General features: G+C 59.7%; 18 protein-coding genes and 2 pseudogenes. 15 read left to right on the top strand and 5 right to left on the bottom strand.

Annotated features, from left to right (window positions below; genetic code table 11):
• The first annotated feature begins 223 nt into the window (after nucleotides 1-223).
• Nucleotides 224-1,354 carry a helix-turn-helix domain-containing protein gene (locus P8192_RS05490; protein WP_278159155.1) on the top strand — a complete coding sequence of 377 codons (1,131 nt, stop codon included), beginning with the start codon at nucleotides 224-226 and terminating at the stop codon, nucleotides 1,352-1,354.
• Nucleotides 1,355-1,605: 251 nt separating this feature from the next.
• On the opposite strand, the gene P8192_RS05485 is transcribed toward P8192_RS05490, so the two are convergent.
• Nucleotides 1,606-2,840 (bottom strand): IS3 family transposase gene (locus tag P8192_RS05485; protein WP_431521094.1). Its coding sequence is split into 2 segments (ribosomal slippage): nucleotides 1,606-2,558 and nucleotides 2,558-2,840, totalling 1,236 coding nucleotides; the frame shifts between segments, so codons are not numbered across the junction.
• 83 nt (nucleotides 2,841-2,923) lie between these two features.
• On the opposite strand from P8192_RS05485, the pseudogene P8192_RS05480 reads away from it, so the two are divergent.
• The 10 genes and pseudogenes from P8192_RS05480 to P8192_RS05435 form a co-directional block, all read left to right on the top strand.
• Nucleotides 2,924-3,625 (top strand): annotated as a pseudogene (locus tag P8192_RS05480) (sigma factor); the annotation flags it as partial.
• Nucleotides 3,626-4,033: 408 nt separating this feature from the next.
• Nucleotides 4,034-4,660 carry a hypothetical protein gene (locus tag P8192_RS05475; RefSeq protein WP_278159153.1) on the top strand — a complete coding sequence of 209 codons (627 nt, stop codon included), beginning with the start codon at nucleotides 4,034-4,036 and terminating at the stop codon, nucleotides 4,658-4,660.
• 81 nt (nucleotides 4,661-4,741) lie between these two features.
• Nucleotides 4,742-5,038 (top strand): hypothetical protein, encoded by a 297-nt coding sequence (locus tag P8192_RS05470; RefSeq protein WP_278159151.1) that lies wholly within the window; start codon nucleotides 4,742-4,744, stop codon nucleotides 5,036-5,038.
• A 35-nt stretch (nucleotides 5,039-5,073) separates the two neighbouring features.
• A complete protein-coding gene (locus P8192_RS05465; protein ID WP_278159149.1) occupies nucleotides 5,074-6,102 on the top strand; it encodes a hypothetical protein in 1,029 nt (342 codons plus the stop codon).
• Nucleotides 6,103-6,141: 39 nt separating this feature from the next.
• On the top strand, nucleotides 6,142-7,746 hold the full coding sequence (locus tag P8192_RS05460) for a PrgI family protein (RefSeq protein ID WP_278159148.1): 1,605 nt from the start codon (nucleotides 6,142-6,144) through the stop codon (nucleotides 7,744-7,746).
• Nucleotides 7,747-7,786: 40 nt separating this feature from the next.
• Complete coding sequence (locus tag P8192_RS05455) at nucleotides 7,787-8,671, top strand: hypothetical protein (RefSeq protein ID WP_278159146.1); 885 nt, start codon at nucleotides 7,787-7,789, stop codon at nucleotides 8,669-8,671.
• 56 nt (nucleotides 8,672-8,727) lie between these two features.
• Nucleotides 8,728-9,988: pseudogene (istA, locus tag P8192_RS05450) on the top strand (IS21 family transposase).
• Nucleotides 9,985-10,770: an IS21-like element helper ATPase IstB gene (gene istB, locus P8192_RS05445; RefSeq protein ID WP_278157723.1), complete on the top strand. Its 786-nt coding sequence runs from the start codon at nucleotides 9,985-9,987 to the stop codon at nucleotides 10,768-10,770. The pseudogene istA and the gene istB overlap by 4 nt, the downstream one beginning before the upstream one ends.
• Before the next feature lie 35 nt (nucleotides 10,771-10,805).
• On the top strand, nucleotides 10,806-11,513 hold the full coding sequence (locus P8192_RS05440; RefSeq protein ID WP_278159144.1) for a hypothetical protein: 708 nt from the start codon (nucleotides 10,806-10,808) through the stop codon (nucleotides 11,511-11,513).
• 15 nt (nucleotides 11,514-11,528) lie between these two features.
• Complete coding sequence (locus tag P8192_RS05435; RefSeq protein WP_278159142.1) at nucleotides 11,529-13,385, top strand: type IV secretory system conjugative DNA transfer family protein; 1,857 nt, start codon at nucleotides 11,529-11,531, stop codon at nucleotides 13,383-13,385.
• An 877-nt stretch (nucleotides 13,386-14,262) separates the two neighbouring features.
• Here the strand turns inward: P8192_RS05435 and P8192_RS05430 are convergent.
• Nucleotides 14,263-15,497, bottom strand: a protein-coding gene (locus P8192_RS05430; protein ID WP_431521094.1) for an IS3 family transposase whose coding sequence is annotated in 2 segments (ribosomal slippage) — nucleotides 14,263-15,215 and nucleotides 15,215-15,497 — 1,236 coding nt in all. Because the reading frame shifts where the segments join, the coding sequence is not laid out codon by codon here.
• 137 nt (nucleotides 15,498-15,634) lie between these two features.
• Here P8192_RS05430 and P8192_RS05425 point away from each other — a divergent pair.
• From P8192_RS05425 to P8192_RS05410, 4 genes are read left to right on the top strand one after another with little or no spacing between them, the layout of a single operon-like run.
• Nucleotides 15,635-16,039, top strand: coding sequence for a hypothetical protein (locus tag P8192_RS05425; protein WP_278159140.1), 405 nt, complete (start codon nucleotides 15,635-15,637; stop codon nucleotides 16,037-16,039).
• On the top strand, nucleotides 16,036-16,872 hold the full coding sequence (locus tag P8192_RS05420) for a hypothetical protein (protein ID WP_278159138.1): 837 nt from the start codon (nucleotides 16,036-16,038) through the stop codon (nucleotides 16,870-16,872). Before P8192_RS05425 ends, P8192_RS05420 begins: the two co-directional genes overlap by 4 nt.
• Before the next feature lie 55 nt (nucleotides 16,873-16,927).
• Entirely contained in the window at nucleotides 16,928-17,182 is a 255-nt protein-coding gene (locus tag P8192_RS05415) for a hypothetical protein (protein ID WP_278159136.1), read from the top strand.
• Between the two features lie 51 nt (nucleotides 17,183-17,233).
• A complete protein-coding gene (locus P8192_RS05410) occupies nucleotides 17,234-17,497 on the top strand; it encodes a hypothetical protein (protein WP_278159134.1) in 264 nt (87 codons plus the stop codon).
• Nucleotides 17,498-17,520: 23 nt separating this feature from the next.
• Here P8192_RS05410 and P8192_RS14500 read toward each other — a convergent pair whose 3' ends face one another.
• The 3 genes from P8192_RS14500 to P8192_RS05400 all read right to left on the bottom strand — a co-directional run bounded on the left by P8192_RS14500 (nucleotide 17,521) and on the right by P8192_RS05400 (nucleotide 19,711).
• The gene (locus P8192_RS14500) at nucleotides 17,521-17,646 is read right to left on the bottom strand and encodes a helix-turn-helix domain-containing protein (protein ID WP_431521146.1); all 126 of its coding nucleotides are present in this window, start codon (nucleotides 17,644-17,646) and stop codon (nucleotides 17,521-17,523) included.
• Between the two features lie 151 nt (nucleotides 17,647-17,797).
• Complete coding sequence (locus P8192_RS05405; protein WP_278159132.1) at nucleotides 17,798-18,958, bottom strand: MFS transporter; 1,161 nt, start codon at nucleotides 18,956-18,958, stop codon at nucleotides 17,798-17,800.
• A 123-nt stretch (nucleotides 18,959-19,081) separates the two neighbouring features.
• The gene (locus P8192_RS05400) at nucleotides 19,082-19,711 is read right to left on the bottom strand and encodes an arsenate reductase ArsC (RefSeq protein ID WP_019157846.1); all 630 of its coding nucleotides are present in this window, start codon (nucleotides 19,709-19,711) and stop codon (nucleotides 19,082-19,084) included.
• Nucleotide 19,712 lies beyond the last annotated feature (1 nt).

Raw genomic sequence — 19,712 nt, 5'->3', positions numbered from 1 at the left:
GGGCGGTGATTTACCGGCTGAATCCACCAATGAACGGGAACGAGCACGTGATGGTCTCGGCCGTGGAACGAGCCGATGGTGGGTGCGAGACCTTAATCTTTCCCGCGAATCAACACCGGGTCACAGATTTCATGCAGCTTCCCGGTTCCAGGATGAACGCGCTCGACCACGCCACGGTGCTTGCTGGGGCCGGATACGTGATCGCGCTAGAAGGTGAGGACCAATGAGTATTCAGGCCATCAATTGGGCTCGTCAGGTTGGGGCCACCGGTGTTCTCAGGGCTCCAGAGATTCTGGTGTTATGGCAACTGGCTGACATGGCTGATGAGGCGTGGTCGTGCTGGCCCTCGCAGGACACCATCGCGCGTGAGACGAATCAGTCGCTGCGCACGATCAGCACCCAGATCGGTCGGTTGAAGAAATTGGGACTGGTCCGGGTGGAGGACCGTCATGGGCCAGGTGGTGGTCGGATCGGGATGCGCTACTACCTGCAAGAAGAAGCCCTATTCACCCTGTCCGAAACCGCTGAAAGAGCAGCGAGCAAGGAGGCTCCAGTCCGCGAGAATGAGCGACACGCAAAACTTGCGGGCCGTGTAAACAAGCCACACGCAAAAGTTGCGTATCGCGAGGATAAGCGACACGCAGAATCTGCGTCTCCTGAACCCTTGCGAGACGCAGAAGTTGCGTCCCGCGAGAATGAGCGACACGCAAATATTGCGTTTGAGGGACCCAAACGCAAATTGGCGTATGACCCAAACGCAAATTCGCGTTTTGGGCACTATAAGGAACGCGCGCGGATTAACCCTCAAGAATCATCATCATCCTCGGTTGACCAACGTGCTCACCAGGACCTGGGCGAAACTGATCGGATCGATGATGACGATGATGATCGGATCTTTCATCGAGGAGTGGATCTCGATGTGCTCACCGACCAGCTCGGACTCGAGGCAGACGATTACGACTTAGCTGCCCGGGTCGTCAACGTGGTCCTGGATCGAGCAATTACCCACGTCAAAGCACCAGCCCGTTATGTGGCTCGAGCGGTTATGGCCGACCGGGCTGGTCTGCTGGCTGAGGCGCGCGCCAGCCTGTCTCCGGCCCAGACCACAACGGATGAGCGACCAGCTGACGGCGTGCCGGGCACGCAACCGGTGGTGCACACCGACGCGGTGCCGTGCACGAACCCAGACCATTGGGGTTCCGGATACGACCTGACCAATTGCGGGGCTTGCCGGGGTGAGGCGAAAACGGGGCAGGCATTTCCTCACGTGGATGACCTCACTGAGGACCAAATCGACCGTCTTCCCGAACGACACCGGGCGTGGGCGTTATCGGTTCGAGGCGTCAACGCCTGAACCGAGGGTCGCGGAAAGGATGCGGGGATGAATAACCAAGAGACGGTCCAACAGGTTTCAACACCGGATCAGGACGCAGTGACACGGGCTCATGAATTGGATGGTCAGGTACTGGCTGAAGCGGTTCAACGGACCCGCCCAGCCGTGGTGAATGCTCTGGGTGATCAGCGTCGGGAAGGTGATGTGGAGGACGTGTTGCAGGCCGCCTGGGAATCTGGGGCTCCCCGCAAGTCGTGGACACGTGAACCACGTCACGCAGCCTGCGTAGACACTTCCTCCTGAACCCGGCCGGCACTGTGCTCGGCCCGGAACTTCTCCTCAAACTCCACCGGCGGGACCATCCCCAACGCCGAGTGCAACCGCCGCCGGTTATATACCACCTCGACCCACCGAGCGACTTCCCGCATCGCCTCAGCCCGAGTCTGCCAGACCCGGCGTTCGAAGAACTCAGTCTTCAGTGATGACCAGAACGACTCCGACATCGCATTATCCCAACACACTCCAGTCCGGCCTACCGACTGCTTGAGCCCCAGCTCCACAGAGGCCTGATGCAACTGCGCTGACGTGTACTGCGCTCCTTTGTCGGCATGAAAAATGACGTCATCTGGAACCATTTCTCGTAGCGTATGAGCCATCCTCAACGCTCGTTCCACGAGGTCAGAATCTTGTCTGGCATCCATCGCCCAGCCGAGCACTCGGCGTGAGCACCCATCGCGGATGACGCACAAATACACGAACCCTTCCCACGTGCGCAGATACGTAATATCGCTGATCCACACAGCATCCAACTCACCTCGGTCCCAGACTCGTTTCACGAGGTCCGGAATGTGATGAGTCGCCACACCCGGCAGTGTCGTCACCGGCCGAAACCGACGTGGACTGATGCCTTCAAGGCCCTGCCTGCGCAACGAAGCCGCGACCGTCTTCTCGTCCACACTCACGCCTTGTCGAGCCAGTTGCGCTGCCACCCGTGGTGCCCCATAGACACCATCAGACTCCGCATGAACCGCTGCGACTTGCCCGTCAAGATTCCGTTGCGCTCTCGCGCGTTTCGATGGCCCGGCCTGCCGACGTTTCTTCCATGCGTAGTACCCAGATTTCGTCACCTCGAGGAGCCTGGCCATCCGGCGAATCGCATAGTGGGCCTTCTCCGAGTCCATCAGCTCGAATTTCTCTTGTTTCGAGGCTTCGACGCGAAGAAGGCGGCTGCTTTTCCCAGGAACTCGTTGTCCTGTTTCAGATCGAAGTTCTCCCGCCTCAACCGTGCCAGTTCAGCCCGTTCGTCCTCGTTCAACGCACCCGTGGGTTCACCCTCGGCGCGGCGTCGGTCTTTCTCGGCTTTGACCCAGGTGCCCAGGGTCTGTTCACCGACTCCGATTTCCTTTGCCACCGCGGCGATAGACCTGCCGGTGTCAATGACGAGATTCGCCGCCTCGATCCGATATTCCGGGGTGAAAGAGCGACGCTGTCGCTTCTGGTCTGACATATTGAACATCCTTCCAGCAGGACTGCGAATCCCGCTAACTTGGGTGTCCACTATTCGAGGGTAGCCTCAAATCGGCGTGGCGGGCACGAGCATCGTTCGACCCGGCGAAGGGATCAAGCTTGCACGCCTGGGTGGTGGTGATCGCGAAACGACGCGCTATTGATGTGCTGCGTTCCCGCTCCCGTGACCTGGATGTCCAGCATCGGGCGGAGCGGGAATCCACCTCCCGGGTAGCCTCGATGCTCTCGATCACCGAAAACGATCACGCCGACGAGACGATGATGAGCCTGGAAACCAGGCAAACCCTTATTGAGATTCTCTCCGTGGTGAATCAGGTCATCGTCAATCGCGAATCCACCGCCCGGGGACTATCGCTGCTGATGGTCTTCGGTGACGATGTGGAGCTGGCGTCCCGGGCTTTAGGGGTGTCGATGGACCGGCTGCGGCAAGCTCGTCGTGAGCTGGTGCGGTGTTGCCAGGTTGTGGTGAAAGCGCAGGAGGCCGTGCGGCAGGGACGACCGGCCACGATGCGGCACTTGATCGAGTGCCTGCCGCAGGGTGACGAGTCCGGGAACTGGGCCGGACAGATGGGCCTACTGGTGGCCCGGGCCGGTGGACAGCTGGGCAACGTGACTGCTGGGGATGTGATGGCGGTGACCGGGTTCAGCTTCAACACGGCACGCCAGTACCTGGCCCAGACGCAACATCTGCTTCGTGTCGCGGCCACCGTGTTCAACCACCACAAAACGACCACTCACCAAAGCAGTGAAGAGATGAAGCGATGAACAACGAACACCAGGCCAGAAACGTTCACCCAGTACCAGTCACAGATGGCCGCGGCCTCGAGGAAGACGTCTTCGTCGAGTACCTGATGGTGCCCCGCCCGACTTGGCGACAGCGACGGCATGCTCGGAGACAGGCCCGAAGGGATTGGTTCGATGAGAAAAAACACGCTTGGGTCACTCACACGATTGAAGCGCCCCTGCCGGATCGGATCGGACACCGGCTACCCGGCTGGGCGTGCACGGTGAAAGGCCGGGTATTGCTCGGAGTCACTGCGGTGGCCCTGATCCTCGGGTGGGGCGTGGTGGCGGTCGCCGTGATCAGCTGACACACCACAACGACCGCTGGCCGCGAACTGTTCACGAATCGAACAAAGCGCCCGGGACCGGGGTGCAGTAAGGACTTTTGCGATGTTGGATGGACTCTTGGATCTCGGTGGCCTGTCACAGATCAATCTCGTCGCACGATGGTTCCTCGGATCTGCACTGCTGATCATGGTGGCTGGTGGTTCGATCGGTGTCGTGATGTGGATCGGTGGGAAGGTGAAGCATTCACAAGCAGCGGCTGCCCGAGGCCTGAAGACCCTGGGTGCGTCGTTAGCTGGTGCTGTTCTGTTGGGCAGCGTGGGTGGGGTGATCCAGTTCAGCACCACCCTGGGCACCTCGGAGCTGATGCCGGAAGCTGCACAGCCCCGCGAGATCGTCATCGAGCGTGAAGCCGCTCTGACGAGTTGTACCGACCGGGTCACCAAGACTTGGGGAGTCACCGAAGGTGTCACCTTCGAGGACCGCGAAGACGCTCTGTACCAGATTGCAGGCGATGCAGCGTTCAACGAGTTCGATCTCGGATCCCGGGACGGCGCGACAGGAATCCCGCTAGGGGGATCCGGTCTCATCCAGTCCATCAGTTGGTATCCGCAAGGCAACGATTGCTCCGAGAACAACCTGCGCGCTGCGGCAGGGACCGAGGTCTCAATCGTGGTTCAAGGCAGCGGTTCCCAAACAGTGGAAGTCCCCCGACGCGGCGGAGACTCCTAAATGTTTCCTGGTCATCACTCCCGGTGATCAGTAAAGGACCGGTAACACCGGGTTGTCGGTTAGAGCGAAAGGAACAAGGCAATGCAACTCACAACTGTTGTGGCGTCAGTAACCCCAGAGAGCATCTCCCCTACGTTCAATGCACCGTGGATGGGCTTCCTGGGAAGTATCGCCGGTTGGGCTGGTGGTACTGCCCTGGTGGTACTCGTGATCGTTCTCGTGGTCGGTGCCGTGGTGTGGATCGCCAGCAAGCTCGGATCATCCGGGCGGGGCCAAGACGCGGGAATCAGCATCATCCTCTGGGGACTGCTCGCAGCCGGGATTGTCGGCGCGATCGGTGGCCTGGTGGGCTGGGCGGCAGGGCTGCCACTGATTTAAGGGTTTGAGGTGATCGAGGGTAAGGAGGTGATGTGATGGATTTCGGGTCGGATTGGCTGCACCAGTTCATGAACGACGGCATTCTCGGGCTGGCGTTGGCTGCGTGGGAGTTCTTGCGGAATTCCTTTGAAGCCGGGGCCGTCACGGCCGAGTGGTGGGCCGTGCTGGTGGGTGGCACGATCATCGTAGACGTCGACGGCGCTCAGACGGTGATCGACCATCCCGGCATGCTCAACGTGATGGTCGTGGCAATGATCCCGCTCCTGATTATCTTCGTCGCAGTTCAAGTGATTTGGTCACTCTTCCGGTCCTCCATTGAAGGTGTGGTCCGAGCCTTCGTCGTGGCTCTTGTTTCCGTGCCTAGCGTCTATATCACCACCGGAATCGGGTGGATGCTACTAATCGCCACCGATCAGATAACCCAATGGATCCTCGAAATCGGCGGCGATGACGAAACGTCCGCAGCGGGCGGCATCCTGGCATTGTTCGGTCTCTACTACGACCCATCTTCGGGCGAGATCATCATGGATGAGAACTTCATGCTCTGGGAAATGGCCGTGAATCGAAACGAACCCGGCCAAATAATTGTCCCCTTGGGAGCGATGATCATCATTTTCGCGTTGGGTTTGATCTTGCAGATGATGATGATCTTCCGACTCGTGGCGATTCTTATCTTGTTGACCTTCGGCCCGGTGGCAATTTACTCACTAGCTCTGGAGCCGGCTAAAGCCGTGGCTACCCGTTGGGTGTCGGTGATCGTCGCGTTACTGCTCGCCAAACCCGTGGCGGCGGTCATCGTGAAGTTCGGGCTGGTCGCCTCGGCCATCAGCAACAACTGGATTCAGCTGGTGGCGGGGATGGTGCTTGTACTGATGGCGGCGGCGATGCCGGTCGTGATGCTCACCTTCATAGCCTTCGCCACCGGTGGGGCGTCGGACTCAATGGAACGCGCCGCGACCGGGATGGGACGCTCCGCCGCCCGGCAGGGAAACCGCGTGGTGGCGGGTAGTGCTCGCCGTGCGACGAGCATGACACGAGCAGCCGTCAGAACAGCGAAACGCTGAGAACAGAATCAGTTCAAGAAAACTGGAAGGACTTAAGCGATGGCACAGCACGCACAGACCCCGACGTCGGAGGCCTCCGAATGGGATGGAGCGCACTTCGCTAAAGAGCAATCCTCCGGGGTGGTGTTGGGACTGAACCTTCGACAAGTCATCATCGCCGGGACCGGTATTGGTCTGGGAATGGTGTTCATCATCGCCGGTGGTGCACCGACGGGGTTGATCCTGGCCGTGATCGTCGTCTTGCTCGCCGCAGGTCTTGCGATCCCGAAAGTTCAGGGCGTCCCGGTCGCGGATTGGATCGTGGCTCTGATTCGTCATGGTGTCCAGGGGTCCCGAGGGCAACTGTCGTATGTTCAGGCGGATTCCTACGATGAGGTGGGTGAACCCTCCGCTGGTGTGCTTTCCGCTTCGGATCAGGTGGAAGATGCGCAGCGTCGTGACAAGAAGGGTCGGATTATTCCTGGTCGGGGGTGGCGGTTCCAACTGCCGGGTGAAGCCGGAGAGCTCTTGGCTTATGAGCTGCCTGGCGGGGCTGGTTTCTGCTATGACCCGCGCACCGGTGAAGGCATGGTCTCAGCAAAGATCATGACTTCGAAGGGTTTCGCGTTGGAGTCCTTCGACTCACAAGAAGAACGAACCGGGCACTGGCGCGACGGGCTGACCGCCGTCGCAAATCTCCCGGGAGTTTTGAGGATTCAGTGCAGTGATCAGACCACCTTGATCTCGGGGTCAAGGATCCAGAGATTCTACGAGTCCCGTGTTGAAGACACCGTGGCCTCTGGAGGTAAAGCCGGTGCCGAGGTGGACCCGTTCTTACACGCCGGGCTTGAGGATCTGATGACAGAGGCCCAGGATATGCCAGTCCACGAGATGTGGCTGACCGTGGTGTTGTCGAAGGAGAAACTTGGGAAACGTATCAAGGTCCTGGGTGGAGGGCTCTCTGGATTCATGGAGATCGCGCTGAAGCTAATGTCCACCATTGAAGGAGTGCTGCCACCGTCTGGGACCCAGGTGGTGTCCTGGCATTCCCCGCGTTCGTTGGCGGGGTTGTCGAGGTCGGCGTTTGACCCGGATTCATCTGTGATGATTTCTGAGCGTTCCGCTTCCTGGGTTGGTGCCTCCCCGTCGCAGGCGGGTCCGATGGCGTTGGACGTGTTCGTGAGTCATTTGGCCACGGATGGGTATCTGCACCGGGTGTATAAGGTCTCGGAGTTCCCGCAGCGGCAGGCCCGGTTGGGGTTTCTCGATGCTTTCGTCTTTTCCGGCGAGTTCCGCCACACGGTGACTGTGTATTACCTTCCCGGTGATTTGAGGAAGGCCAAGGCCCGCGTGGGTGGGCGTAAAGCGACCTGGACGACCTCGGACCGGATGCTCACGAAACTGGATCGTCCTCCCTCGTTGGAGCACCAGCGGGAATGGGACGACATCGAGGCAGAAGAAGCAGAGCTGGTCGACGGGCACGCGCCCTTGGATGTTGCCGCGTTTGTGGTGGTGACGGGCAAAGACGAACTCGAGTTGGAAGCGAACTGTGCTGATCTTCTCGGCCGGGCGGTCCAAGCCAACTGTGAGCTACGTGTCCTCTACGCCGAACAAGGATCGGGCATGCTCGCCGCTGGTCTGCCGTTCGGGTGGATCAAACGCTAACCCGGGACGAAGAAGAATCAGAAAGTAGGTGTGGGTCCGTATGGGAAGCACGAAGCATCAAACCACGACCAGTTTCGGGTTCACGGAGAACACTCGTGCAGCTCGACGTGAGCTGGTGAAGCAGACGCGCGCAGCGCTAAAACAGCGAGCCGAAGCCAAAAAAGCAGACAACAACGACGATGAGTATGGGCTGCCGAAACAAGCGTGGTCAGCCGGAGGCCAGAATCGTCCGAGGTCACTGCGCGGGACACGACCGCTGACGGTCAAGGGCATCCCGACGACCGCACACACAGCCGCGACCGCTTACCCCTATGTGGCGGGGCCCTCGTTGGGACCCGAAGGGGTGTACATCGGCCGGGATCTCAATGGCGGTGGCGCGTTCACGTTCGACCCCTGGGAACTCTACAAGCGCGGTGTCATCTCGGGAATGTCGATGATGCTCTTCGGCCAGATTGGCACCGGTAAGTCCACGTTGGCGAAGTCCTTGGCCGTGCGGCAGGTCCTGATCGGGCGGAAGCTGGCGGTGCCCTCGGATAAAAAGGGTGAGTGGACGAAAGTCATCCACGCCCTAGGTGGGGTCGTGATCCAGGTCGGTCCCGGGGCGAGGAACCGGTTGAACCCACTGGATGAGGGTCACCGTCCGGTGCAGAACCCGAAAGGGGAACCGATGGGCGATGATGAGTGGGCGATGATCGTGCGCACCCGTCGCATGGCAATTCTGGGCACGCTGGTGAAGATCCTGATCGGCAACCACGACATGGACTCAGAGCAGCGCTACGCACTCTCCCTGGGCTTGGACCGAGCGGTGAATGCTGCTGCGCGGCGGGGCCGGGAGGTCGTGATCCCAGACGTGATCCATGAGCTTGCCGAGGCCAGCGAGACTGAGCGGAAGGACGAGGTCCGCAAAGCTGTCGACGACGGGTGAATAGTGGGCACGTAGCGACGGATGAAAACTGGACAGTTTCATCCATGCTAGGAGGCATGATCACTATGGAAGATTGGGCTGAAATCCGTCGGCTGCATCGTGCGGAGAAGATGCCGAAGAAGCAGATCGCTGAGCGATTGGGAGTCTCTCGGACCACGGTGTATCGAGCTCTTGAGTCAACAGAGCCACCGAAGTATCAACGAGCGTCGAAGGGCTCGATTGTAGATGCGGTGGTCCCAGAGATCCATAAGCTTCTTAAAGACGCTCCGAGGATGCCAGCGACCGTTCGTTATCGCGGAACGCTTGCAGTGGCAGCATTCGATGACGATCCTCAAAGATCGCGTGCGTCAGATCCGTCCTTTGTATACCGGGGTAGATCCAGCGGACCGGTTAGAGCATGCTCCTGGTGAGGCTGCCCAGTTCGATTTGTGGTTTCCCGAGCCGAAGATCCCGGTGGGGTTCAGCCAAGTACGCGTCTTACCGGTGCTAGTGATGACTCTGACTTTCAGTAGATTCCTTCGTGCTCGGATGATTCCCTCGAGACAGTCGGGGGATCTGCTGGCAGGTATGTGGCATCTGATCACTGGCGTTGGCGCTGTGAGCAAGTCATTGATCTGGGACCGTGAAGCAGCAATCGCACCGAAGGGAAAGCCTCTGCCTGCAGTCCAAGGCTTCGCCGGCACGATCGCGGCCAAGATGATTATCGCTCCGGCCAGAGACCCAGAGTTTAAGGGCATGACGGAACGAAATAACCAGTTCTTCGAGACGAGTTTCCTGCCGGGGCGAACCTTCGGCTCACCCCAAGATTTCAACGCCCAGATGGAAGCGTGGTTAGAGACACGCGCTAATCAACGACTCGTGCGCAGCCTGGGAGATCGTCCAGTGAATGTACTTGATCAGGATCGAGCAGCTATGACTGCGCTTCCTCCGTCACCACCGGCTGTCGGGTTGAATTTCCAGATCAGACTAGGCCGGGACTACTACGTTCGTGTCGATACCAATGACTACAGTGTGGATCCCCGATACATCGGGCGACTGGTACAAGTCACCACGACCCTAGAACGGATTCTCGTGGTCTGTGATGGGGAGACTGTTGCTGATCACCCCCGTTGTTGGGCCACCGCGCAAACGATCACTGATCCCGGTCATGTTGCTACCGCGAAGATGCTCCGAGCCCATTACAACCAGATCCGACGTCGTCCTGTCGGGCGCGATACTGAGGTCGCGTATCGACCTCTGAGCGTCTACGACGAGCTCTTCGGATTGAGATCTGCACCGGCTGCACCGGCGCCGGTGACGGAACAGGAGGCAGTATGAGGACCAATCCAGAGAAGATCGGGGCCACGCTGTCACATCTAGCTCGAGCGATGAAGACTCCCACGATCGCGAAGGTCTGGGAACAACTGGCCAACACCGCTCGTGAGCAGGGATGGACACACGAGGAGTATTTAGCTGCCGTGCTTGAACGTCAGGTTGCTGATCGCGAAGCCAATGGCACCAGCTTGAGGATTTCCACCGCCCGGTTTCCAGCGATGAAGACTCTCGAGGACTTCAACCCTGATTTTCAGCCAACCCTACGCCGTGATCTGATCGCGCATCTAGGGACCACGAGTTTCATTCCGAAAGCTGACAACGTGATTTTGCTTGGCCCGCCCGGAGTAGGCAAGACGCACTTAGCGATCGGACTCGGCATTCGGGCCTGTCAGTCTGGGTATCCCGTGTTGTTTGATACCGCTGCTGGGTGGATCAACAGGCTTAGCGTTGCTCATCAGCGTCATGGAGGATTAGCAGCTGAAATCAAACGCCTGCGACGATACCGCTTACTCATTATTGATGAGCTCGGGTACCTGCCCTTAGACGCTGACTCTGCGAATCTGTTTTTCCAGCTAGTCGCCTCAAGGTATGAGCAGGGTTCGTTGCTCATTACTTCTAACCTGCCCTTCAGCCGGTGGGGTGAGATCTTTGCTGATGACACGATTGCAGCAGCGATGATTGACCGATTGATCCATCATTCAGAGGTCCTCACCCTCGATGGAGAGTCTTATCGGACACGAACCCGACGGGAACTCCTTGAGAAGAACACCAACATCACGACCTGAACCTGTCAGAGTGTCCAGTTTTCAGACGTCGATTAATGTCCACTTTTCAGCCGCCGTTGACAAAAGCCGCCGGCCACCTTGAGCTGACGCTACACAGGATCACCAGCGGGGACCTGGCGGGCATGTTTGATGGGGAGTCCACGGTGACCTTCGACCCGAACGCCCCAGCGGTCTCCATCGATTCTTCAGCGCTGTCGGGGGCCAGTCCGGAAGCGGTGCGCGTGGTGAATGCCTGTGCGGGTGCATGGACGGAGGCGATGATCACTAACAGTGATTACGGTCAGCGGCTGGTCATCTATGAAGAGGGTTGGGACAACATCTCCTCGGAAGCTGACCTGCAACGGATGGTGGAGTCCTGGAAACTGGCCCGGGCTTATGGGTTGTTCAACATTTTGGTGATGCACAAGATCAGTGACCTGGATATGGCCGGAGATCAGAAATCTCGGATGGCTGCTATGGCCCGGTCACTGCTGGCAGATTCTGATGTGAAGGTCATCTACCGCCAAGACGCTTCCGCGTTGAAGGTCACCATGGACGAACTCGATCTCTCCGACCGGGAACGCGCACTCATTAAGTCCCTGGATAAAGGGGTGGGGCTGTGGCGGCTGCGGGAGTCGAGTTTCGAGGTCGCCAACGACCGGTCGCGCGCTGAGACACCGCTGTTCGACACCGACGAGCGGATGCGCACCCTCGACATCACCGACGAAGACGCAACCGTTTTGGCCGGTCAGGGACAGAGCTGAGAGGGAAACGGACCCATGAGTGAGAACAGTACTGGCAATCAGGAACGACTGATCCTCATTGGCCTGGGCATAGCAGCACTGTATGGGCTGTTCGTGCTCACCGGGATGGGAGCCACCCGGGCGGTGTGCGGACCAGGCGGGTTCCCAGAATCGCTGTTTGGGCCGATGAGCTTCTTCACCAGCGGGGACACCACCGTGTTCGGAACCGTTGACGGGTGTAGTGCCCCCACCGCTGCGGTCGTGACCGTCCTCGTCGGGGCGATCGTGGTTGTAGCCTTACTGGTAGGAGTCGGGTTCTGGGCGCGGGCCAAGTGGAAGCAATCAGACCGAGCGTTTTTGAAGGATCTGCGCCGTCGTGAAGGAATCGCCCGATCTTCCGAGGTGCGCCGTACCGTGGGGACACGGTCCGTGGGTAAGCGCGTGGGCAAGGTCCGTCCGTCGTTGAAGAATCCGAAACCCGTACAGGGTGCGCTGAAACTCGGGGTCTCTGAGGGGTCCCCGGTGTGGGCGTCACTGGAGGAATCGGTGTGTCTGATTGGGCCACCACGGTCGGGTAAGGGCCTGCACCTGCTGGTAGGGGCGATTCTGGATGCTCCTGGCCCAGTGATCACCACCTCGTCACGAGCCGACAATCTGGCCATGACGTGGGATCTGCGCAAGGAGAAAGGACCCGTAGCCCTGTTTGACCCACAGGGGCTAACGGGTCGTGCTACCACGTTGAAATGGTCCCCTATCACTGGGTGTGAACGCCCGATGGTCGCCAATCAGCGGGCCACATCACTGATCGGGGCATCCGGGTTGGGTGCGTCCGCGGGAAATCAAGAGTGGCGGGCACCGGCCACGACGATCATGGAGTGTTTGCTGCACGCTGCCGCATTGGGCCACCGGACGGTGGATGATCTGATGCGGTGGGGCAATAACCCGATGGAAGCCAAAGAAGCCGTCCGGATTCTCTCGGATCATCCAGGTGCAGCGTCGAACTGGAACCTGGTGTTGCAAGGCATCATCGAGGGCGATCCGAAGCTGTTGCAGAATAAGTGGTTCGGCGTTGAGGGCGCGGTCAAAGGGCTCGCGGTGCCGGAGGTACGAGCCGTGTTGAACCCGGCCCGGGTGGATGAAACCTTCGACATCGACCGCTTCCTCACCGAGAACGGCACCCTCTACATTGTGGGCACCAAGACCGGTGGTTCCTCGGCGGGACCGTTCCTGATTGCGATGATGGACGCGATCACCGAACGTGCCCGTGAATTAGCTGCGAAGTCACCAGGAAACCGACTGGACCCTCCCCTGTCATTGGTGCTGGATGAAATTGCGAACATCTCTGGTGCGTGGCCGGGACTCACACAACTCATGGCCGATGGTGGTGGTGTCGGGATCAGCGTGTTCGCGGTCTTTCAGTCCCTGGCTCAGGCCCGCAACGAATGGGGAGAACAACAAGCCACCGCCCTATTCGATTCCGCAACCGTGAAGATCCAACTCGGTGGAGCCTCTAACGTCTCAGATTTGGAAACCTTCTCGAAACTGGCGGGATCCAGGGAGATCACCCGGTTCTCGAAGTCCCGTTCTAGAGATTCGGTCTCCACCTCTGAACAGGTCGCGGAGCTGCAGGTGTTGAATATCTCTGATTTGCGGCGGCTGCCGTTCGGGTGGGGCATTCTCTTCAATCGCAACGGTCGACCGATCGTGATGCAGATGACGAAATGGCCAGACCGCGCTGACGCTAAGCAGATCAAGGCGGCGGCCGGTGCGTACAATCAGGCGCTGCTCTCAGAGTTGCTGGGTGGTGCTGACGTATTGTCCTCGGGCCCGTCGACCAGGGACGTGGATGTGAACGCGGACCTCGATGGTCGCCTGCCGGTGCCGGTCCGGTGATGACAACATGTCGAGACTGTCGCTGCACCGGACCGGTTCCTCCAGTTACCGCGAGTACCTGCGCTCCCCGCAATGGGGTTTTCGACGGGTGCGGTGGTTTCGTGATCAACGCAAGGAAGGATTCGAGCCGGCGTGCCAGGTCTGCGGAATCACACTGGCAGAGGCGGGGACGCTGGACCTCCACCACGTCTCCTATGCGGGGGGTGGGGAGAGATTCATCCACAGGTAAGTGGCGGGCACAGGAAACGGATGAGGATCTCGTGTCACTGTGTAGAGACCATCACCGAGATCTTCACCGGATCATGGACGGACGCAAAGAGTTTTACGGGTGGGACCGCCGCCGCGCAACGGTGGTGATCATCGCTCGGATGATTCGACATCTACGCAGAAATCAGTGATCCGGAGGGGACAAAACGAATCATGAACGAGAACGCGGACTGGAACGAAGTCATTCACGGGGATTGGTCCGATCCTGAGTCTCCGCTGGGGACGTGTGGGATCTGTCAACGCTCTCAACCGTTGGTTTTCCATGCGACTTCGGTTGACATCGTCGACCGTGCTCACTGTCGAACTACCAGCGACCCTGAGACCGGGGTGTGGTTATGCACGATGTGTGAAGACGCCGTCCATCGGTGGATGAGCGCTCATCCCGGTCCAGGGGCAGCTGAGAAGGCGGTGAATGCGATGTTCGCCAGACTCTCGAAAGCGATATTCGCTCCCCCGCGGCGGTATCGACGCAAGCAACACTGACCAGGCAAATCCAGGAGCAGAACACCATGGCAACGAAAACCCGAAAGTTCCTTGATCGAGAACGGACCATCCCCCTGAACGGGACTCCAGTTGGGGCTCCCCGCAAGTCGTGGACACGTGAACCACGTCACGCAGCCTGCGTAGACACTTCCTCCTGAACCCGGCCGGCACTGTGCTCGGCCCGGAACTTCTCCTCAAACTCCACCGGCGGGACCATCCCCAACGCCGAGTGCAACCGCCGCCGGTTATATACCACCTCGACCCACCGAGCGACTTCCCGCATCGCCTCAGCCCGAGTCTGCCAGACCCGGCGTTCGAAGAACTCAGTCTTCAGTGATGACCAGAACGACTCCGACATCGCATTATCCCAACACACTCCAGTCCGGCCTACCGACTGCTTGAGCCCCAGCTCCACAGAGGCCTGATGCAACTGCGCTGACGTGTACTGCGCTCCTTTGTCGGCATGAAAAATGACGTCATCTGGAACCATTTCTCGTAGCGTATGAGCCATCCTCAACGCTCGTTCCACGAGGTCAGAATCTTGTCTGGCATCCATCGCCCAGCCGAGCACTCGGCGTGAGCACCCATCGCGGATGACGCACAAATACACGAACCCTTCCCACGTGCGCAGATACGTAATATCGCTGATCCACACAGCATCCAACTCACCTCGGTCCCAGACTCGTTTCACGAGGTCCGGAATGTGATGAGTCGCCACACCCGGCAGTGTCGTCACCGGCCGAAACCGACGTGGACTGATGCCTTCAAGGCCCTGCCTGCGCAACGAAGCCGCGACCGTCTTCTCGTCCACACTCACGCCTTGTCGAGCCAGTTGCGCTGCCACCCGTGGTGCCCCATAGACACCATCAGACTCCGCATGAACCGCTGCGACTTGCCCGTCAAGATTCCGTTGCGCTCTCGCGCGTTTCGATGGCCCGGCCTGCCGACGTTTCTTCCATGCGTAGTACCCAGATTTCGTCACCTCGAGGAGCCTGGCCATCCGGCGAATCGCATAGTGGGCCTTCTCCGAGTCCATCAGCTCGAATTTCTCTTGTTTCGAGGCTTCGACGCGAAGAAGGCGGCTGCTTTTCCCAGGAACTCGTTGTCCTGTTTCAGATCGAAGTTCTCCCGCCTCAACCGTGCCAGTTCAGCCCGTTCGTCCTCGTTCAACGCACCCGTGGGTTCACCCTCGGCGCGGCGTCGGTCTTTCTCGGCTTTGACCCAGGTGCCCAGGGTCTGTTCACCGACTCCGATTTCCTTTGCCACCGCGGCGATAGACCTGCCGGTGTCAATGACGAGATTCGCCGCCTCGATCCGATATTCCGGGGTGAAAGAGCGACGCTGTCGCTTCTGGTCTGACATATTGAACATCCTTCCAGCAGGACTGCGAATCCCGCTAACTTGGGTGTCCACTATTCGAGGGTAGCCTCACAGTCGCACCGGACTGGTTCCTTTTGCTGACCCTAGGAAAGGGAGCGGTGCTCAGTGGTGCAGCGGAGATGACTCCGTTCTTGGATGAGGTGATGTGGCAAGGTGTCAGTCCGCACGACGTGCAGTCGCCCCCGGCTTCGTTGAACAACCATCTGATGCGCCGATGGGTCGAAATCGAGACCCGCGATGCCGCCGAGTTCTTGCGCGAACAATGGGGAATGATCCGAGCCCCGGAGACCCGGGAGGAGGCTCACAGGATGCTCTCGCGTCCTGATTGTTTCGCTGCTGGCCTCGGTGGCCATCGGCTCACTGCCGAGCACTATCTGCTCGACGATGAGACTGATGCGTGGGCGGTCGGGCATTGCCGAGATTGTTTTCGGGCACTGCTGTGGCGTTTCCCCTTGAACGGCGGGCGTCCTCAGACGTGGCAATTCTACGATCAAGAAACAGGTCAGGAGCGCATCACACTATGAGTAGTCCGTGGGTGGAAGACGAAGACCTCGACACCGAAGTGCGGGAGAACTCGGAAACCGGCCAGAACAAAAGGCCCGGGGTGGGGACGCCTTTACCGCATATGGACCCGGAGATCGCAGCGGAGCTGCTGGCGGAGGGGCCGCCGGCCTGGTTTGGTGTCCGGTGGAGAGAGATTCCCCCGGAGCAGCAGTGGGACGCCTGGAACGGGTTGCGGCGATGGGTGGACTGGCTCATCCACGAGTACCGGGTCAGCGCCCAGGAAATCCCGGATTGTTGGTATCACCACCCTGACATCACCGCGGAACTCTACGCGGCGATGTGCATGGAATACAAGGTGTGGGAAGAACAAGCTCCAGGGCTCTCCCCCATGATGATGTGGCACCCGAATCTACAACAGATGCTCTACCGGGTTCGCGCCATGACGGAGAAAGCCGGGTGCGCGAACAACGGTGGCCACCAAGAGCCCACCGGATACAAATCAGGCATCGGCGCCTACGAACGTGACTACAACGAGACAGACTGGCGCGTGCATGCCTCCACGATCCGACGCGCCGAGCTGGTAGACCGGCCAGAAACCGGTGTCCGATATGTGCGAGCCGCTGCAGTGAGCGCGAAAGGCGAACGGCTTGCCGTGTCGTCTCCCATCGGTCTGAGAGCAGATGCACCGCTCCCCGACGCCCACGTGGGACTCGAATTCGGATCCATGGCCACGGGGAAAGCAGAACTGTCCGCGACAGTCGTCGGCACACCTGAAGATGCCGGGTTGGTGTGGGAGCAGTCAACGGATGGCCAGGATTGGAAAACAATAGCCGATGAGAAGGATCCGGATTAGTGAGCAGCCAGTCAGAGTCCAGCTTCCAGGAACTTCAGGAACCCACAAGGTACTGATGTTCGTCACCTTGGGAATCGCCACCTACTTCTCATTCGTGGCAGCGGTGACGCTGACTGTGAGTGTTGTAGCTGGAATCAGGGGTGTATTCGTCGCTACAGCGTTCGCCTCCGTTGCGGCATTTCTGCGGAGGAATGCGTATCGTCCGGGGACCTTCACTCAGAGGAATATCACGTGGCTCGTGATCGTCGTAGTGGCCGCCATCATCGTGAGTGTCACCATTACTGGAATCATGAGCCTCAAGAGCATCTAATACGCAGGGATCGAAATGCCTTGTCGGACACGCCCACCTATAATAGGACGCATGATCTATGAGCATGGAAACCCAGTTGGGCATGTAACTCAAGCATCTGAACCCATAGCAGTGACGGTCACCAACGACGAGGGCGCAACTTTCGACGGATACGCGATCGCCTGGACGCAAACGATGGTCCAGGCCGAGTGGGAGGTCAACCGGTGGGTCACCCGCACCGCCTGGATGGACGCACACCACGTCGAAAGACGCGTGCTGAACGCCCATTTAGAGGCGATCAAGAAGCACAACAGGGCGCGGGGCAAGTACGGATGACAGACTTACAAACCAGAGCCGACTCAATCAACACGGTTCAGCGCTCTCCAGACGCTAGACCGGCTGACTCCTAGCGCGGCCGCGATCTCGTTGAGGCTATGGCCTTGGGCCTTCAGATCCTCAGCTGCACGTCTACGTTGCTCGGACATCACCGTGGGGCGTCCACCCACTCGACCTTGCGCTCGAGCGTAAGCCAGTCCCCTACGAGTGTTGTCAGTTTCAGAAGCTGTCTGCATTGAATTCAGAAGTCGAGTGCAATCGCGTCAGCGCACTCTCCACTCGGCGCAGATTGACCAGAGGTCAGGAACGCATGGAAGAGAGTGCCGCAACAGTCAGTATCACGGCCATGACAACTGCCATAGCTGAGTAGCTGCCGAGCACACTGGCAAGGGCTGGGCCAGAAACGGGAGCCAGGGCACCGACAGCGGTCATTGGCGCGGTGAAGACACCGTTGATCGTGCCGAAGTTCTGTGTGCCCCATCTGTCAGAGACAGCAGTGGCTTGCAGCAGGGTGTGGCATCCACGGACAGCGCCGAGCAAGACAGCGATGGCGATGAGGAGTGCGGCGGGACCGGGGACGTACGCCAGAAGCCAGAGCCCGTTAGCACCAAGACCGAAGATGAGTGCGGTGCGCGTGTGCGCAGCGGTAGATCTGGCCAATCTCGAGTAGCCGATTCGTCCGATCACCTGCCCGGCACCAATGAGACCGAGGGTGAGGGCAGCGGTGCTGTAAGAGATCCCTCGTTCCAGGAGTACGGGGATGATGTTGATCGTGACGGCGAAAAGAGTGAACGTCGCCAGCGCCATGGTGATCTGCAGGATGACGAAGCGCGGAGTGCGGGTGATGGCGCGGACGTGGGCTTTCGACCCGTGAGCAGAGTGGGTGATGTTGTCTGTCCAGGAGCTATTAAGGAAGAAGGCGTGCAGTGGCACAGTCACAGCAGCGAGGATGCCGGCCATGATGAGGTAACTGGTCCGCCACCCGACCTGATCGATGAGATAGGCCACGATCGGAGCGAAGATCGTGGAGGCCAGTCCCGCGACAAGAGTCAAGGTCGTCAACGGGACGACGCGCTGGGGACCGTACCAGCGTGTGATGACAGCGAACGCGGGCGGGTAGAGAACTGCGGATTGGGCGAACCCTGCCAGCAGCCATGCAAGGTAGAACATTGGCAGGTTCGGAGACCACGCGACGAGCACCAGGGAGAGCACTCCGATGAGTGCTCCCAGCGTCATGACGGTGCGTGGCCCCTGAGTGTCCAGGATTCTGCCGACGCGGATACCGGCGATCGCGGACACGAGCAGGCCCACGGACAGGGCAGCTGTGATCGCGGTGTGGCTCCACCCCGTGTCCTCGGAGATGGGCGCGACAGCGACGGGCAGTGAGTAGTACAGCAGCCCCCAGCTGGTGGTCTCGGCGATGCAGAGTGCGACGAGACCACCACGGAGACGGTCAGTCATGGGCGAGACTGTGTGGGGAACCTGGCAAAGGTCTCATGACTCCAGTATGTCGGGGCAGGTCGTGCGCAGGTGGAACGGTGAGGAGCCAACGAGACACGCTGGCTCCTCACGCAAGGCACGCACTCACGTCTGGATGTCGGCCCACAGGCTGCGGACGTGGTCCTCGATCTGGTCAACGATGTCGTGTACCCGTTCGGGTGTTTCTTCGGCGGGGTCGGCGAGTTCCCAATCGAGGTAGCGCTTGCCTGGGTAGATGGGGCAGGCGTCACCGCAGCCCATGGTGATGACGTAGTCGGCGGCGCGGACGACATCATCGGTCAGTGGTTTCGGGAAGGCTCCGGCAAGATCAATGCCGCGACTTTCCAGCGCTTCGATGACAAGTGGGTGGATTTCGGAGCCGGGCAGTGAGCCGGCAGAACGGACTTCTACGGCGGTACCAGCCAGGTGGGACAGCAGCGCGGCTGCAATCTGCGACCGGCCGACGTTGTGCACACAAACGAAAAGAACCTGAGGAACAGTCGTCGCGATCTTCCCTTGTGCGATGGCCAAAGCTCGCAGACGGTCGGTGGCGAAGCGTTCAGCGAGGATCGCGAGGTAGGTGCGGATCTTCGCTGTTCGCGAGAGGGTCGTGTAGGACTCAAAGACGTATCGCTCAACTGTTTCCGGGGAGAAGGTCCCCTCGTAGACGCGCGAGAGATCAGCAGCTGTGCGCTGGAGAACCCGGGTATCGAGGGGCGGGGTTTCGGCGGTCATG

This window comes from Citricoccus muralis (assembly GCF_029637705.1).
Taxonomy (GTDB): Bacteria; Actinomycetota; Actinomycetes; order Actinomycetales; family Micrococcaceae; genus CmP2.
The sequence above is the reverse complement of the archived record's forward strand: the minus strand, read 5'-3'. Positions and strand labels throughout refer to the sequence as shown.

Bases quoted from the DNA above. Each gene is read 5' to 3' on its own strand.
- P8192_RS05490 (WP_278159155.1), top strand. From the start codon at position 224: ATGAGTATTCAGGCCATCAATTGGGCTCGTCAGGTTGGGGCCACCGGT.
- P8192_RS05475 (WP_278159153.1), top strand. From the start codon at position 4,034: ATGTTGGATGGACTCTTGGATCTCGGTGGCCTGTCACAGATCAATCTC.
- P8192_RS05470 (WP_278159151.1), top strand. From the start codon at position 4,742: ATGCAACTCACAACTGTTGTGGCGTCAGTAACCCCAGAGAGCATCTCC.
- P8192_RS05465 (WP_278159149.1), top strand. From the start codon at position 5,074: ATGGATTTCGGGTCGGATTGGCTGCACCAGTTCATGAACGACGGCATT.
- P8192_RS05460 (WP_278159148.1), top strand. From the start codon at position 6,142: ATGGCACAGCACGCACAGACCCCGACGTCGGAGGCCTCCGAATGGGAT.
- P8192_RS05455 (WP_278159146.1), top strand. From the start codon at position 7,787: ATGGGAAGCACGAAGCATCAAACCACGACCAGTTTCGGGTTCACGGAG.
- istB (WP_278157723.1), top strand. From the start codon at position 9,985: ATGAGGACCAATCCAGAGAAGATCGGGGCCACGCTGTCACATCTAGCT.
- P8192_RS05440 (WP_278159144.1), top strand. From the start codon at position 10,806: ATGTCCACTTTTCAGCCGCCGTTGACAAAAGCCGCCGGCCACCTTGAG.
- P8192_RS05435 (WP_278159142.1), top strand. From the start codon at position 11,529: ATGAGTGAGAACAGTACTGGCAATCAGGAACGACTGATCCTCATTGGC.
- P8192_RS05425 (WP_278159140.1), top strand. From the start codon at position 15,635: ATGACTCCGTTCTTGGATGAGGTGATGTGGCAAGGTGTCAGTCCGCAC.
- P8192_RS05420 (WP_278159138.1), top strand. From the start codon at position 16,036: ATGAGTAGTCCGTGGGTGGAAGACGAAGACCTCGACACCGAAGTGCGG.
- P8192_RS05415 (WP_278159136.1), top strand. From the start codon at position 16,928: ATGTTCGTCACCTTGGGAATCGCCACCTACTTCTCATTCGTGGCAGCG.
- P8192_RS05410 (WP_278159134.1), top strand. From the start codon at position 17,234: ATGATCTATGAGCATGGAAACCCAGTTGGGCATGTAACTCAAGCATCT.
- P8192_RS14500 (WP_431521146.1), bottom strand. From the start codon at position 17,646: ATGTCCGAGCAACGTAGACGTGCAGCTGAGGATCTGAAGGCCCAAGGC.
- P8192_RS05405 (WP_278159132.1), bottom strand. From the start codon at position 18,958: ATGACTGACCGTCTCCGTGGTGGTCTCGTCGCACTCTGCATCGCCGAG.
- P8192_RS05400 (WP_019157846.1), bottom strand. From the start codon at position 19,711: ATGACCGCCGAAACCCCGCCCCTCGATACCCGGGTTCTCCAGCGCACA.